Genomic DNA, 14,832 nt, shown 5'->3' with positions numbered 1-14,832 from the left:
GTGTTGCCACGTGCCATCCCCCTGCCATCGGTGGCGGCATGCGCCGTGCCACCGCAGTTCACGCCACACGACGCGTGTGACCGCCGGAGGCTATTGATCCGCTCGGGGTTCGATCAATTACGGTTGCTCGACATCCAGTTCGAACGGAATAAGCCATTCCGCAGGGGAAGTTGTCCGCCTTTACGCGGGACAAACAACCAGCCATTCCGACAAACCGCGGGGACCGCTCCACCGCACCGCCGCGCCGTCGCTGCCGGTGCATGGGGGAATCGTTGATTCCACCTCACACGATCTTGCGAGGAACTTGACGCATGCTTTGCCATACCGACCGAGGTACGAGACGTTCCAGATCTCTGGCGCTGTCCCGAGCGCTCCTGACCACGCTCACCGCAGTGACCCTCGTCACACCTGCCGTGCCGGCCCTCGCCCAGGACCGGGAACCGGCGGCCGGAAGCCCGCTGTTCCTCGCACAGCAGGAGGCCGTCGCCGAGCACCACGCCGTGCCGGTGGACGACCTGACCACCCAGACCATGACGGTCAAGGCCAACCCCGACGGCTCGTTCACGTCCACCACCGCCCTCATGCCCGTCCGCGTACACAAGGGCGGCGACTGGGTCCCGGTGGACGCCACCCTGGCCCGCAACGCGGACGGCACGTGGTCGCCCAGGGCCACCCCGCACGCGGTCGCCCTCTCCGGCGGCGGCACCGGCCCGGCGGTCCGACTCACCCACGAGGACGGCAGCAAGCTCGCGCTGACCATGCCGTTCGCGCTGCCCACCCCGGAGGTCTCGGGCGACACGGCGCTGTACCGCTCGGTGCTGCCGGGTGTCGACCTCTCCCTCTCGGTCACCGACCAGGGCGGTTTCAGCGACGTCCTGATCGTGCGGGACGCGGCCGCGGCTGCCGACCCGCGGATCAAGGAGCTCAAGCTCGCCGCCACCACCGACGGCCTGAAGCTGACCGCGACGCCCTCCGGCGGCCTGGAGGCCAAGACCGCCGACGGCACGCTGGACTTCGTCTCCCCGCGGCCCGTGATGTGGGACTCCGCCACCCCGCAGACCTCCGCCCCGCGCGCGCCGGGCGCCCCGGCCGGCAGCACCCCGGTGGCCGCGGCCGCCTCCGCCGTCCGCGTGACCCCCCTGGCCGACACCGCCGACGAGGCCCCGGCCTCCTCGGTCGAGGGCCCGGGCCCCGGCGCCCAGGTCGACCAGGTCCCGATGACCACCACCTCGACCGCGGTGACCCTGCGCCCGGACACCTCCGTGCTCACCGACCCGGACACCGTGTACCCGGTCTACATCGACCCGTACACCAACCCGGTCTCGTCCAAGTCCGGCCACTACACCGAGGTCTACTCCAACTCCTCCTGCGCCAACAGCCCGCAGTACGACAAGCCGCAGTCCGGCGGCGAGGGCGTGGGCTACCAGCGCTGGGGCGGAGCCTGCGGCTCCGGCATGGAGCGCTCGTTCTACGGGCTCGACACCAGCGGGCTCTCCTCCCAGATGGTGATCTCCAACGCCCTGATCACGGTGAACTCCACCTACGCGGCCAGCTGGGACTGCTCCAAGGACCAGCCCATCACGCTGCACACCACCGGGGCGATCAACTCCGGCACCACCTGGAACAACCAGCCGGGCACCAACGACGGCACCCACCCCGCCGTGCGGACCACGATCCCCAGCGGCGCCAACTCCAACAGCAGCTGCAGCAACCACACCGCCAGCTTCACGGTGACCAACCAGGCGCAGAAGATCGCCGACGCGGGCATCCAGGTGTGGACCGTCGGGCTGTTCGGCGACGAGACCAACTCCAGCAGCAACGACAACTACCTGCGCGTGTCGACCGTCATCTACATGACCACGACCTTCGACATCCCGCCGAACACGCCGGGCAACCTGTACACCACCCCGTCCGCCGTCGGCGCCGCGGGCAACTGCGTGGTCAACGGCCTCGGCTGGGTCGGCGCGACCTCGTACGGCGCCGCGGGCAGCAGCCTCCAGCTGCACTCCACGGTCACCACCAACATCTCCGGTGAACTGGCCCAGGCCGTCTACGAGTTCTGGGACCGCACCCAGCTCACCAACGGCAACCCGACCACCATCGCCACCCCGGCCAGCTCCTACGTCGGCTCCGGCACCGACGCCGCCGTCCCGGTCGGCGTCGCCCTCAAGGACGGCCACGAGTACGGCTGGGACGCCTACGCCAAGACCAACTCGTCCGCCCACCTGAGCTCGCCCGTCGGCGACCACTGCTGGTTCCGCACGGACTTCAGCGCGCCGGGCATCCCGGACGTCACGAACAACGCCTCCTTCCCGCCGGTCGGCGGCGGAGCAGGCAACCCGGTCGTGTACGCGGCCCCCGGCCGCACCACCGACTTCACGGTCAGCGCGGCCGACACCGACCCCGCCGCCACCTGCACGCCGGGCCCCTGCCTGTCCAGCGGCATGGACCACTTCGTCTGGCGGCTCGACGCCCAGCCCACCGCCCAGGTCGGCACCTCGGCCGCCCTCACCGGCACCGACGCCAACGGCGTGGCCACCGCGAAGCTCACCGTCCCGGTGACGCAGTGGGGCGTGCACACCCTGTACGTGGCCGCCGTCGACAAGGCCGGCAACCTCTCGCAGAACCCGGCGAGCTACACGTACACCGTGCCGTGGAACCCGGACACCAAGATCACCCCGGGTGACATCGGCGGCGACGGCATCCCCGACCTGCTGGCCACCACCCGCACCGGCGACCTGGTCCTGCTGCCCGGCAACACCGACGCCGCCCAGCCGGTGGCCCCGGTGCAGCCCCCGACCAGCCAGACCACCACCCCGGCCACCGGCCCGGTGACCGTGTCCACGGCCGCGCAGTCCCCGGACGGCTCGGGCTGGAACAACTACCTGATCGCGCACCGCGGCAACACGCACGGCGCCGACGTGGACGACCTGTTCGCCTACAACAAGACGAGCAAGCAGCTCTACATCGTCAAGAACGACCTCGACTCGGGCAGCGTCTGGCCCGCGCCGCCCGCGCCCTACTCCACGTACGGCGGCTTCACCGGCAAGCGCTTCGACGTGGTCCCGAAGGACGCCTGCGAGGACGCCACCCGCGTCGCCGACGCCAGCCGCTGCCGCGCCGCCGGCTACAACGCGACGTCCTGGGACGTCGAGCAGCTGATCACGCCGGGCAACCTCTACGGCAACACCACGAACTACCCCGCGGTGATCACCGTCGAGGGCAAGAAGCTGTGGATCTACCAGACCGACGGCGGCGGCCACTTCAAGCACCCGCTGCTGCTCGGCGACGGCGACTGGTCCGGCTACACCCTGCTCGGCCCGGGCACCGTCGGCGGCACCCTCACCAAGGACGCCAACGGCAAGGGCAGCGTGACCGGCGGCTCCGCCGCCATCTGGGCCCGGGACGACACGACCGGCTCGACGATGTCCTTCCCGATCACCGTGGACCCGAACACCCTCGTGCCCTCGCTGCTGCACGCCCCGGTGCGCACGGCGCTGCCCTCCAAGGTGACCACGACCGACGGCCAGAAGCTCTGCCTCGACGTGGACCACGGGCTGTACGCCAACGGCACGAAGGTCCAGATCTGGTGGTGCAACCAGACCGCCGCCCAGAGCTGGACGATGATGTCGGACGGCTCGATCCGCGCGGTGGGCGGCTGCCTGGACGTCAACGGCGGCGGCACGGGCATCGGGACCATCGTGCAGCTGTGGTCCTGCAACGGCTCCCCGGCCCAGAAGTGGGTCCTCGGCGCCTCGGGCAGCCTGATGAACCCGAACTCCGGCCTGTGCCTGGACGACCCGAACGGCAAGCAGGAGCCCGGCACCGCGCCGTTCCTCTACACCTGCAACGGCGGCCCGAACCAGAGCTGGACGGTCGGCGCCACGGCGGGCTGGAACACCAACCCGCCCGCCCCGCTGACCCCGGTCCTGCCCGCGGCCGACTACCCGGCGGTCATGTCCCCGGGTGACCTGAACAGCACGACCGGCGGCCCCGACGGCAACCCCGAGATGTACGCCGTCGACACCGCCAGCCAGCTCCTGGAGTTCCCGGGCACCGCGGCGCAGGGCACCTCCGCCACCTTCGACGCACCGGTGTCGCTGGGCGTGGTCGGCAGCACGGCCACCCACGGCTGGCGGCTCAACGAGGGCGCCGGCACCTCCGCCGCGGACTCCCCCGGCACCCTGACCGCGACCCTGAACGGCGCGTACACCTGGGCCGCGGACGCCACCCGCGGCAAGGTGCTCCAGCTCGGCGCCACCACCGGGTACGCGGCCACCACGGGCCCGGCGGTGGACACCACCGGCAGCTTCTCCGTCTCGGCCTGGGTCAAGCTCGGCTCGACGGCCGCCAACTCCACCTTCGTCTCCCAGCAGGACACCGAGGGGAACGCGAGCGCGTTCCAGTTGTACTACTCCTCGGGCGCCAAGGGCTGGGCCTTCGGCACGCGCCACGGCGACACCGCGAGCTCGACCTGGTCCGCGGCGTACGCCCCGGCGGTGGCGGGCCGGTGGACCCACCTCGTCGGCGTGTACGACACGGCCACCAGCCAGATGCTGCTGTACGTCGACGGCAAGCTGGAGGCGAGCCGGGCGTACACGGGTGCCTCCTGGAACGCGACCGGCGGTGTGCAGATCGGCCGCAAGGTGTGGAAGGGCGTGTACGGCGAGTACGCGAACGGCTCGGTGAGCGACGTCCGGATCTACCCGACGGCGCTGTCCGCGGTGACCGCCGCGACCATGGGCGAGCTGCCCGGCATCACGCAGCTCGACTGATCCGTCGATCGGCAGTCCCCGAGCGGCCCGGCCCCCTTCGGGGAGCCGGGCCGCTCGGCGTACCGGCCGGTCCGGGCACGGGTCGCGCAAGGCCGCGGGGCCGTGCAACCGTGGATGCGATGGGGAGCGTCCTTCCGGGTGACACCACTGTCCCCACTACCTGGAGAACCGGGGGACGCAATGCCGAACATCCGCCACCGCCGTCTCGTGGCCACGGCCACGGGCGCCGCCCTCGCCATCGGGGCCGGCCTCGCCGTGCCCGTCACCGCCTCCGCGGCGCCGGTCCGGGCCGCCGGGCAGCCGGCCGCCGTCACGCCGGGCTTCGCCACCCCGCTGGTGGTCAACGCCCGTACCGGCGCGCACTGCACGTACGACCGGCTCGTCATCGACGTCCAGGGCACGATGCCCACCACCTCCGTCAAGCGGGTCCCCGTACTGCGCTACGACGGCTCGGGCCGGAAGGTGCCGCTGCCCGGCCGGTACTTCCTGGAGATCAAGCTGACGCCCGCCGCCGCCCACGACTCGGCCGGCCGCAACGTCTACAAGGGCCCGAAGCTGAAGCGGCTCACCCTGCCCAAGCTCAAGGGCATCGCCCTGACCGGCGACTTCGAGGGTGTGGTCACCTTCGGAACCGCCTTCAACACCTACCCGAAGTACACGACCAAGAAGCTGCACCACCCCGAGCGCTTCGTGCTCGACGTGCAGCACGCGAACGTCTGCTGACGCCGTCGCCCGCGACACGGGGGCCGGGACGCGATCCGCGTCCCGGCCCCCTCGCGTTCCCCCGCCTGCCGGCCGGACCCGCCGAGCCCGAGGGCGGGTTGTCGGTCCCGCGCGCGGGCGATTAGGGTCAATGGGCCTTGGTGTACGGGAAACCGGTGCGAAACCGGTGCGGCCCTCGCCACTGTGATCGGGAAGTCCGGCTCCACTCCTCGCGGAAGCCACTGGGCTGCCGCGGTTGACCACCGCGCCGGCCCGGGAAGGCGGGGTCCGGGCATCAGCACCCGTGAGCCAGGAGACCGACCGGGGTGCGTTGTCCATCCACGAGGTGCTGGAGAGGTCTCCCCACACATGCACATAGCCGAGGGCTTCCTGCCCCCGTTGCACGCCGCCGCCTGGGGCGTGGCGTCCGCCCCCTTCGTCGCGCACGGCGTCCGCGCCCTGACCCGCGAGGTGAAGGAGAACCCCGAGAGCACCCTGCTGCTCGGTGCGTCCGGAGCGTTCACCTTCGTCCTGTCCGCCCTGAAGATCCCCTCGGTGACGGGCAGTTGCTCGCACCCCACGGGTACGGGCCTGGGCGCGATCCTGTTCCGGCCGCCCATCATGGCGGTCCTGGGCACCATCACCCTGCTCTTCCAGGCCCTGCTGCTGGCCCACGGCGGCCTGACGACGCTGGGCGCGAACGTCTTCTCGATGGCGATCGCGGGGCCGTGGGCGGGCTACGCGGCGTACCGGCTGCTGCGCCGGTTCGACGTGCCGCTGATGGTCGCGGTGTTCGTCGGCGCCTTCGTCGCCGACCTCAGCACGTACTGCGTCACCAGCGTGCAGCTGGCGCTGGCCTTCCCGGACCCGTCGTCCGGGTTCGCGGGCGCGCTCGCGAAGTTCGGCGGCATCTTCGCCGTCACCCAGGTGCCGCTCGCGGTGAGCGAGGGCCTGCTGACCGTGCTGGTCATGAGGCTGCTGGCGCAGTCCAGCAAGGGCGACCTGACGCGGCTCGGGGTGCTCCCCGGCACGGCCGTGCGGGCCGAGGGCGAAGGGGCGGCCGCGCGATGAGCCGTAACGCGAAGATCAACACGCTGCTCCTCGTCCTGGTCGCCGCGCTGGCGGTACTGCCGCTCGCGCTGGGGCTGGGCGAGGGCAAGGAGGAGCCGTTCGCGGGCGCGGACGCGCAGGCCGAGGCGGCGATCACCGAGCTGAAGCCGGACTACGAGCCGTGGTTCGCGCCGCTGTACGAACCGCCGTCCGGCGAGATCGAGTCCGCGCTGTTCGCCCTCCAGGCGGCCCTGGGCGCGGGCGTCCTGGCGTACTACTTCGGGGTGCGCCGGGGCCGCCGGCAGGGCCGGGAGGAGGGCCTCCGGGAAGGCCGGGCGTGGTCCCGGGCGGCGGTGGTGGCCGCGGCCACCGCGCTGGACGAGGCCGAGGCGAAGACCGCGGCGCACCGCGGGGCGGCGCCGGCTGCGGCCGCCGCCCCGGAGGGGCCGGGCACGACCGCCGCGCCGGAGGTACCGGGGGCGGCCGGGCCCGCCGTTGCCGGTGACGACGCGCCCCGCGGGGAGTCGTAGCCGGTGCTGCCCATCGACGCGGCGGCCCACGGCAGCCGCTGGCGCCACCGCCACCCGGCCGAGAAGGCCGTGCTCGGGCTCGGGCTGACGGTCGCCGCGGTCTGCCTGCCGCCCTGGCCGGGCGGGCCGCTGGTGGCGGCCGCCGCGCTCGGGGTGCTGCTCGGGCCGGCCGGGGTGGCGCCCCGGCAGCTGTGGCGGGCCTTCCGGGTGCCGCTCGGCTTCTGCGTGACCGGCGCGCTGCCGCTGCTGGTCCGGCTCGGCGGCCCGGACGGCTGGGTCTCGCCGGCCCCGGGCGGCCCGGGCCAGGCCGCGGACCTGCTGCTGCGCACCTCCGCCGCGTCCCTCGGGGTGCTGCTGTTCGCGTTCACCACCCCGGTCTCGGACCTGCTGCCCCGCCTGGTGCGGGCGGGGGTGCCGGCACCGGTGGTGGACGTGGCGCTCGCCATGTACCGGATCGGCTTCCTGCTGCTGGACGCGGTGGCCCGGATCCGGCAGGCGCAGGCCGCCCGGCTGGGGCACACCAGCCGGGCGGCGGCCTGGCGTTCGCTGGCCGGGCTGGCCGCCACGGCGTTCGTCCGCGCCTTCGACCGGGCCGCCCGGCTCCAGTCGGGGCTGGCCGGACGCGGGTACGACGGGACGCTGCGCGTCCTGGTCCCCGAGGCGTCGGTGTCGTGGCGCTTCCTGGGCGCCGCCGGCGCCCTGCTGGCCGCGGTCGCCGCGGCGACGTACGGACTGAGAGGACTGGGCCTGTGAGGCCGAACGGGTCGACGGAGTCGACAGGGTCGACGGAGCCTGCGGGGGCGCCGCTCGTGCAGCTGGTGGGCGCGGGGTACGCGTACGAGGACGGGCCGGCGGTCCTGGCGGGGCTCGACTTCGCGGTGCCGCGGGGGCGCACGATGGCGCTGCTCGGCCGCAACGGGGCCGGCAAGACCACGCTGATGCGGCTGCTGAGCGGCGGGCTGCGGGTCGGCTCGGGCGAGCTGCGGCTGGACGGCGAGCGGGTGCGGTACGACCGGGCCGGCCTGACCCGGCTGCGCACCTCCGTGCAGTTGGTCACCCAGGACCCCGACGACCAGCTGTTCGCGGCGTCGGTGGGCCAGGACGTGTCGTTCGGGCCGCTGAACCTCGGGCTTCCGGAGCCCGAGGTGCGGGCCCGGGTGGCCGAGGCCCTGGCCGCCCTCGACATCACGGCCCTGCGGGACCGCCCCACGCACCTGCTCTCGTACGGGCAGCGCAAGCGGGCGGCGATCGCGGGGGCGGTGGCCATGCGGCCCCGGCTGCTCATCCTGGACGAGCCGACGGCGGGCCTCGACCCGCAGGGCCAGGAGCGGCTGCTGGCGGCGCTGGCCGGGCTGCGGGAACTGGGCACGACGGTGGTGATGGCCACGCACGACGTGGATCTGGCCCTGCGCTGGGCGGACGACGCGGCGGTGCTGGTGCCGGAGGGAGTGCGCACCGGACCGGCGCCCGAGCTGCTGGCCGACCCCGACCTGCTGGCCCGGGCGGGCCTGCGGCTGCCCTGGCCGACGGCGGTCACGGCGGTGCTGCGCGAGCGGGGCCTGCTGGCCCCCGACGTCCCGGGCCCGCGCACCCCGGAGGCCCTGGCGGCCTGGTCGGCGGCGAACCGCTGACGGCCGGCGGGCACCGCGCTCCTAGGATGGCCGCATGTCACTGCCGCACGCGATCCTCACCGCACTGCTGGAGAAGCCGTCCTCCGGGCTGGCGCTGACCCGGCGGTTCGACAGGTCGATCGGCTACTTCTGGTCGGCCACGCACCAGCAGATCTACCGCGAACTGGGGAAGCTGGAGGAGGCGGGGCTGATCCGGGCGCTGCCGACCGAGGTCCCGGCGCGCGGGCAGAAGAAGGAGTTCGAGGTGCTGCCGGCCGGGCGCGAGGAGCTGGTCCGGTGGGTCGGCGAGAGCCAGGACCCCAAGCCGATCCGGGACCCGCTGCTGCTGCGGCTGCGGGCGGCGGGCGTGGTGGGGGTGGCCGGCCTGGCGGCCGAGCTGCGCCGGCACGAGGAGCTGCACCGCCGGCAGCTGGCGGTGTACGAGGCCATCGAGGCGCGGGACTTCCCGCCCGGGCGGCGCGCGGCGGACGAGGACCGGCTGCGGCGGCTGGTGCTGCGCAGCGGGATCGAGCTGGAGACGTTCTGGCTGCGGTGGCTCGCGGAGGCGCTGCCGGAGGTCTCGGACATGAGCGCGCCGGGTGAGGAGCGGCCGTAGCGGCTCCTCACCCGGTGGCCGGGGTGGCTCCCGACTACTTGTTCAGGGCGGCCCAGAACTCGTCGAAGCTCATCTTGCCGTCGTGGTTGGCGTCCTTGGAGGCGATGACGGCCTCGGCGACCGGGCCGGTCACGAAGGGGTCGCCCATCTCGGCCATGGCGTGCTTGAACTCCTCCGGAGTCACGTAGCCGTCGCCGTCCACGTCGAACCGGCCGAAGGTCTCGCGTGCGCTGTCGATGTCCGCCACTGGGATCCACCCCTTTGTTGGTGCTTGCTGACCGGGCAAGGTTAGCGACCCCCCGCCGGGGCGCGGCACCCAGGGGACGCTCCTACCGGAAGATGCCGGTGTGGCCGAGGGAGTATCGGCCCGGCTGCGGGTAGACGGCCAGGCCGTGCGGTCCGCCGCCGACCGGGATGCGGGCCAGCTGCTTGCCGGTCCGGGTGTCGACGGCGTACACCTCTCCGTTGTAGCGGCCGGACAGCCACAGCACCGTGCCGTCGGCGGAGACGCCGCCCATGTCGGGGCTGCCGCCGTCGGGCAGGTGCCACTTCTTCGTCAGCCTGTTCTGCGTGAAGTCGAAGATCGAGATGGTGCCCTCGCCGCGGTTGGAGACGTACATCTCCTTCGAGTCGCGGCTCACGTACAGGCCGTGGCAGCCCTTCCCGGTGGGCAGGAGCTTCGGCTCGGTGAACTTCTCGCCGTCCAGCACCCACATGCCGTGCGCCATCATGTCCGCGATGTAGAAGGTCCGGCCGTCCGGGGAGATCTTCACGTCCTGCGGCATCGCGCCCTCGAAGGGGAGCCGCTGCTTGGCGAGCACCTCCATCTTCGCGGTGTCGACCTTGAGGAGTTCCCCGGAGAACTCGCAGGACACGACGAAGTAGCGGCCGTCGGCGGAGAAGTCCGCGTGGTTGACGCCGTAGCAGTCGACGGGGACGGTCTTGGCCACGGCCATGGTGTGCGGGTCGCGGAAGACGAGTTCGCGGTCCATGGAGGCCATGACGACGGCGTACTTCCCGTCGGGCGTGAAGTACAGGTTGTACGGGTCGTGCACGTCGACCGGCGTGCCGGCCTTGCCGGTGGCGGGGTCGATGGGGGTCAGGGTGTGGCCGCGGTTGTTGTTCACCCACAGGGTCTTCATGTCCCAGGACGGCACGACGTGCTGGGGCTGGACGCCGACCGGGATCGTGTCGATCACCTCGTAGGTGGCCGGGTCGATCACGGACACCGTGTTGGAGGTGGTGTTCGGTACGTAGACCCGGGAGGGGAAGTTCCGGACCACCGGGGAGAGCCGGTTCGGGCGGTCGGCCGCGTACACGTCCCGCGGATCGAGCAGCGGCGGCATGCCCGGCAGTCCGGGCGGGGCCTCGGGCACCGCCCGGGGGGCCCGGGCCGCACCCTGGGTGCCGAGCGCCTCCGGTTCGCCCTTCCCGCCCGCGCCGCAGCCGGCCAGGGCGGCGGCGGCCAGCCCGGCGAGGAGCAGGGCGGAGGTCCGGGCGGTGCGGGAGCGGCGGAAGTGGCGGCGGTGGCAGGTGGTCATGGGGTCAGCAGCTCCGTGGTGGTCACCGCGCGCAGTCCCCTGCGCGTGAGTTCTTCGAGGAGGGCCGGCAGTGCGTCGACCGTGTCCGCATAGCCGAAGTGCAGGCTCACCACCGATCCCGGGCGGACCGTTCCGGTGACGTTGCGGAGGACGGCCGCGGCACCGGGCGAGGTGAAGTCGAGGGAGTCCACGTCGTACGACAGGACGTGCGGGTAGCCGGCCCGGCGGGCCAGCCGCTGGACGAGGGGGCTGGCGTACCGGGCCCGGGAGGGCCGGAACCAGGTGCCGATGGAGCCGGTGAGCCGGTGCAGCCGCTGCGCGCAGCCGTCGATCTCGGCGTACGCGTCGGCCTCCGTCATGGCGTTGACGTCGAGGTGGCGCTGGGTGTGGTTGCCGAGCTCGTGGCCGCCGTCGAGGATCCGGCGGGCCATGGCGGGCTGTTCGTCGAGCCAGCTGCCGACGGCCAGCACCGTGAGCCGGGCGCCGGCCTTCTCGGCCTCGCCGAGCAGGGCCCGGGCGGTGGCCGGGTCGCCGTTGCCGTGGAAGGTGAGGGCGACCTGCGGGCGGCCGTGCGGGCCGTGGGCGATCTGGGCGGGCAGGCCGGGCAGGGCGCGCGGGGCGGGCGCGGTGGCGGCCGGTCGCCCGCCGGCGCTGGGGCGGGGCGCGGCGGCCGGCGAGCGGTCGACGGGCGGGCCCGGCGGCCCGGCCGGGTCCGCGCCGCAGCCGGCGGCGAGGGTCCCGGCGACCGCGGCGGCGGTCGTGCGGAGGAGGGCCCGGCGGTCCGGATGACTAGGCACCCGCCCATTTAAGGGCCGCCACGCCCGAAAGATAACGATTGACCCAACCAGGCACCTTCGCCGGAGATGACGGATTCAGCGGAGCATCCAGCCTTTGATCAAGGATTCACTCGACCGATGCCATATTTATTCATTGATTACGAGGTGAGTGGCCCATCTCACCTAGGATTTAGGTGGAAACTCTTACTATTTGACCACTTTTGTCTGTTTTGGGACTTTTGATGGCCGAGGCCTCGTCTGCCATAGTCGGAAGCACGACTTCCCGTTGACCCGAGCGAGGTCGCCCCGCCGCCGGGGACCACACCCCATACACGGTCCTCGGCGCACTCATGAAGCCCCCACGGTGCCCCCACCCACGGCAACAGGGGGCTTCTGCGTATCCAGAACCATCCGGCGGAGACCCGTCAGCCCGGCTGCCGGTCGGCCACCCGCATCTCGAACCAGGTGACCTTCCCCCGGGGTAACAGGTCCGCCCCCCAGCGGTCGGACAGCTTGTCGACCAGGAACAGTCCGCGACCGCTCTCGTCCAGGTCGCCCACCGGCATCAGACAGGGCAGTCCGCGCGAGGGGTCCCGCACCTCCACCCGGATCCAGCCGCGCCGCCGCAGCATCCGCAGCCCGAACGAACGGGCCCCGGTGTGCCGGACCGCGTTGCCGACGAGTTCGGAGACGAGCAGCACCGCGTGCTCGGCCACCTGGGGGGAGAGACCCCACTGGCGGACCACCACGCACTGGGTGAGCCGGCGGGCCGTACCGGCGGACTCCGGGCGGGACGGGAGCGCCACTTCGGCCTCGGTGGGATTGCCGTGCAACTCCAGGGCCCGCAGGCCCTGTTCGTCCTCGAGAGCCGCCGTCAACCGTACGGCGGGAGCGCTCTCGCGCTGCCGCGGCTGCTCCACACCCTCCAGGCCCGCCATGCACTCATCATGAACGGTCGGAGCCGTCCGCAAGGCCGTTCCCCGCGAAAACACCCCCTCGGAACGGAGCGTTCCGAGGGGGTGTTTGGCATATTCCAGAGGCAACCTTCACCGCGAGAAACCCACCATGACCTGCGATGACCCACCGCTCGCGGAACATCACGCAGAGTGGATCTCCACAACTCCTTAAGGTTCCTTTAAGCCGCGGCTAAACCACCCACAGGAGGGAGTCAGACGAACTTCGCCTTGCCGGGGCCCTCCTCGACGAAGCTGCGCATGCCGATCTCGCGGTCCTCGGTGGCGAACAGCGCGGAGAACCAGTTGCGCTCGATGGTCAGGCCGGTGTCGATGTCGGCCTCCAGGCCGCCGTCCACCGACTCCTTCGCGGCGCGCAGGGCGATGGCCGGACCCTGGGCCAGCTTCGCGGCCCAGGCGTGCGCCTGCTCGTACACCTCGGCGGCCGGGACGACCCGGTCGACCAGGCCGAGGGCGAGTGCCTCGTCGGCCTTGACCATCCGGCCGGTGAAGATGAGGTCCTTGGCCTTGGACGGGCCGATGAGGCGGGAGAGGCGCTGGGTGCCGCCGGCGCCGGGGATCAGGCCGAGCAGGATCTCGGGCTGGCCGAGCTTGGCGTTGTCCGCGGCGATCCGGTAGTCGGCGCACAGGGTCAGCTCGCAGCCGCCGCCCAGCGCGTATCCGGTGATGGCCGCGACCACCGGCTTGGGGATCCGGGCCACCGCGGTGAAGGAGTCCTGCAGCGCACGGGACCGGGCGACCATCGCCGCGTGGTCCATGGCCTGCATCTCCTTGATGTCCGCGCCCGCCGCGAACACCTTCTCACCGCCGTAGAGGACCACGGCCCGGACGTCGTCGCGGGCCGTGGCCTCCTCCGCCAGGGTGCGCAGGGCGTCCTGCGTGGCGATGTCCAGGGCGTTCATCGGCGGGCGGTTCAGCAGGATGGTGCCGACGCCCTCGGAGACTTCGAGAGAGATGGTCATGCGGGCAGGTTAGTGCCCGTTAACCGGGGGTGGGCAACCCCCGGCGGGTGTTACGAGGTCCACTCCGACCACGGCATGTTCCAGCCGTTGAGCCCGTTCTCCGGAGCGATCTGCTTGTCCTTGGAGTTCTTCACGACCACGACGTCGCCGATGATCGAGCTGTTGAAGAACCAGGCCGCCGGGATGCCCTTGTCGTAGCCGCCGCGCACGTCCTCCAGGCCGACGCAGCCGTGGCTGACGTTCTCCGAGCCGAAGGTGCTGGAGGGGGCCCAGTAGTTGCCGTGCACGAACGTGCCGGAGTTCGACAGCCGCATGGCGTGCGGGACGTCGTCGATGTCGTACTCGCCTCCGAAGCCGACCGTGGCCCCGTTCATGCGGGTCACCTCGTACTTCTCGCTGATGACCATCTGGCCGTTGTACGTCGTCGTGGCCGGGCCGCCCGCGGTGATCGGGACGTCCTTGAGGACCTTGCCGTCACGGACGACGACCATGCGGTGGGAGCTCGCGTCCACCGTGGAGACCTGGGAGCGCCCGATGGTGAACTTCACCGTGCGGGTCTGCTTGCCGTACACGCCCGGGCGGCCCTCGACGCCGTCGAGGTTGAGCTTGACGGTCACCTTCGTCCCCGCCGCCCAGTACTTCTCGGGGCGGAAGTCGAGGCGGTCGTTGCCGAACCAGTGGCCCTCGATCGGCACCGACGGCTCGGAGGTGACGGTGATGGCCTTCTCGACGCCCTCGGTGTTGGTGATGCCGCGGGTGAAGTTGATCGAGACCGGCATGCCCACGCCGACGGTCGAGCCGTCCTCGGGCGTGTACTGCCCGATGAAGGTGTTCTTGGGCGTCAGCGTCGTGAAGGCGACGTCCTTGGCGGTCTCGTGGCCGGCGCCGTCCGTGGCGACCGCGTGCACCTTGTACTGGGTGGCCGCGCCGAGGTGGCGCACGGGCTCCCAGCTGGCGCCGCCGGGCGCCAGCTTGCCCTCCACGGTGTTGCCCTTGGTGTCGGCGACGGTGACGGTGGTCAGCTTGCCGTTGGCCGCGGTGATCTTGAGGGCGCCGCTGGTGGCGACCTCCTTGGCCCCGTTGGCGGGCGTGATGCTGAGTGTGGCCTGCGAGGCCTCGGTCCCGGCGGGCTTGCCGCCGTTGCCCTTCGCGTCGTCACCGCCCTTGCCGGCCGTGGCTCCGCCGCTGCACGCGGAGGTGAGCAGCAGGGCCGCCCCCAGCGCCAGGGCGGACAGTGCGGTACGGGCGCGGCCGCGTCGCGTGCGCGACTCCCCCGGTATCGGCTGCACGTTCAAC

General features: G+C 72.4%; 13 protein-coding genes and 1 riboswitch. Of the genes, 7 read left to right on the top strand and 6 right to left on the bottom strand.

Going from position 1 to position 14,832, the window contains the following annotated elements:
- Positions 1 to 392 precede the first annotated feature (392 nt).
- From ACIQCH_RS23165 to ACIQCH_RS23135, 7 genes are all read left to right on the top strand, one after another.
- Positions 393 to 4,775, top strand: coding sequence for a LamG-like jellyroll fold domain-containing protein (locus tag ACIQCH_RS23165; RefSeq protein WP_402583680.1), 4,383 nt, complete (start codon positions 393 to 395; stop codon positions 4,773 to 4,775).
- A gap of 180 nt (positions 4,776 to 4,955) precedes the next feature.
- Positions 4,956 to 5,498 (top strand): hypothetical protein, encoded by a 543-nt coding sequence (locus tag ACIQCH_RS23160; protein ID WP_402583678.1) that lies wholly within the window; start codon positions 4,956 to 4,958, stop codon positions 5,496 to 5,498.
- A 121-nt stretch (positions 5,499 to 5,619) separates the two neighbouring features.
- A riboswitch (cobalamin riboswitch) is annotated at positions 5,620 to 5,818 on the top strand.
- A 28-nt stretch (positions 5,819 to 5,846) separates the two neighbouring features.
- Positions 5,847 to 6,548, top strand: coding sequence for an energy-coupling factor ABC transporter permease (locus ACIQCH_RS23155; RefSeq protein WP_402583676.1), 702 nt, complete (start codon positions 5,847 to 5,849; stop codon positions 6,546 to 6,548).
- Positions 6,545 to 7,057 (top strand): energy-coupling factor ABC transporter substrate-binding protein, encoded by a 513-nt coding sequence (locus ACIQCH_RS23150; RefSeq protein WP_402583674.1) that lies wholly within the window; start codon positions 6,545 to 6,547, stop codon positions 7,055 to 7,057. The genes ACIQCH_RS23155 and ACIQCH_RS23150 overlap by 4 nt, the downstream gene beginning before the upstream one ends.
- A 3-nt stretch (positions 7,058 to 7,060) precedes the next feature.
- Positions 7,061 to 7,810, top strand: coding sequence for a cobalt ECF transporter T component CbiQ (gene cbiQ, locus ACIQCH_RS23145; RefSeq protein ID WP_402583672.1), 750 nt, complete (start codon positions 7,061 to 7,063; stop codon positions 7,808 to 7,810).
- Positions 7,811 to 7,866: 56 nt separating this feature from the next.
- Positions 7,867 to 8,688, top strand: coding sequence for an energy-coupling factor ABC transporter ATP-binding protein (locus ACIQCH_RS23140; RefSeq protein ID WP_402583670.1), 822 nt, complete (start codon positions 7,867 to 7,869; stop codon positions 8,686 to 8,688).
- Positions 8,689 to 8,722: 34 nt separating this feature from the next.
- The gene (locus ACIQCH_RS23135; RefSeq protein WP_402583668.1) at positions 8,723 to 9,283 is read left to right on the top strand and encodes a PadR family transcriptional regulator; all 561 of its coding nucleotides are present in this window, start codon (positions 8,723 to 8,725) and stop codon (positions 9,281 to 9,283) included.
- Between the two features lie 34 nt (positions 9,284 to 9,317).
- On the opposite strand, the gene ACIQCH_RS23130 is transcribed toward ACIQCH_RS23135, so the two are convergent.
- The 6 genes from ACIQCH_RS23130 to ACIQCH_RS23105 form a co-directional block, all read right to left on the bottom strand.
- Positions 9,318 to 9,530, bottom strand: a complete 213-nt coding sequence (locus tag ACIQCH_RS23130) for an EF-hand domain-containing protein (protein ID WP_402583666.1) — start codon at positions 9,528 to 9,530, stop codon at positions 9,318 to 9,320.
- 82 nt (positions 9,531 to 9,612) lie between these two features.
- On the bottom strand, positions 9,613 to 10,824 hold the full coding sequence (locus ACIQCH_RS23125) for a hypothetical protein (protein ID WP_402583665.1): 1,212 nt from the start codon (positions 10,822 to 10,824) through the stop codon (positions 9,613 to 9,615).
- Positions 10,821 to 11,621 carry a polysaccharide deacetylase family protein gene (locus tag ACIQCH_RS23120; protein WP_402583663.1) on the bottom strand — a complete coding sequence of 267 codons (801 nt, stop codon included), beginning with the start codon at positions 11,619 to 11,621 and terminating at the stop codon, positions 10,821 to 10,823. Before ACIQCH_RS23120 ends, ACIQCH_RS23125 begins: the two co-directional genes overlap by 4 nt.
- A 404-nt stretch (positions 11,622 to 12,025) precedes the next feature.
- The gene (locus ACIQCH_RS23115; protein ID WP_402583661.1) at positions 12,026 to 12,538 is read right to left on the bottom strand and encodes an ATP-binding protein; all 513 of its coding nucleotides are present in this window, start codon (positions 12,536 to 12,538) and stop codon (positions 12,026 to 12,028) included.
- Between the two features lie 230 nt (positions 12,539 to 12,768).
- A complete protein-coding gene (locus ACIQCH_RS23110; protein ID WP_402583659.1) occupies positions 12,769 to 13,536 on the bottom strand; it encodes an enoyl-CoA hydratase/isomerase family protein in 768 nt (255 codons plus the stop codon).
- A gap of 50 nt (positions 13,537 to 13,586) precedes the next feature.
- Complete coding sequence (locus tag ACIQCH_RS23105; protein ID WP_402583657.1) at positions 13,587 to 14,831, bottom strand: Ig-like domain-containing protein; 1,245 nt, start codon at positions 14,829 to 14,831, stop codon at positions 13,587 to 13,589.
- Position 14,832 lies beyond the last annotated feature (1 nt).

Origin of the sequence: Streptomyces sp. NPDC093225, assembly GCF_044753805.1 — a bacterium.
Taxonomy (GTDB): Bacteria; Actinomycetota; Actinomycetes; order Streptomycetales; family Streptomycetaceae; genus Streptomyces.
Note: the sequence above shows the minus strand (reverse complement) of the source record. Positions and strands in the feature narration are given on the sequence as shown.

Excerpts from the sequence above, each read along its gene's own strand:
- ACIQCH_RS23160 (WP_402583678.1), top strand. The coding sequence starts at position 4,956 with ATGCCGAACATCCGCCACCGCCGTCTCGTGGCCACGGCCACGGGCGCC.
- ACIQCH_RS23155 (WP_402583676.1), top strand. The coding sequence starts at position 5,847 with ATGCACATAGCCGAGGGCTTCCTGCCCCCGTTGCACGCCGCCGCCTGG.
- ACIQCH_RS23135 (WP_402583668.1), top strand. The coding sequence starts at position 8,723 with ATGTCACTGCCGCACGCGATCCTCACCGCACTGCTGGAGAAGCCGTCC.
- ACIQCH_RS23110 (WP_402583659.1), bottom strand. The coding sequence starts at position 13,536 with ATGACCATCTCTCTCGAAGTCTCCGAGGGCGTCGGCACCATCCTGCTG.
- ACIQCH_RS23150 (WP_402583674.1), top strand. The coding sequence starts at position 6,545 with ATGAGCCGTAACGCGAAGATCAACACGCTGCTCCTCGTCCTGGTCGCC.
- ACIQCH_RS23125 (WP_402583665.1), bottom strand. The coding sequence starts at position 10,824 with ATGACCACCTGCCACCGCCGCCACTTCCGCCGCTCCCGCACCGCCCGG.
- ACIQCH_RS23115 (WP_402583661.1), bottom strand. The coding sequence starts at position 12,538 with ATGGCGGGCCTGGAGGGTGTGGAGCAGCCGCGGCAGCGCGAGAGCGCT.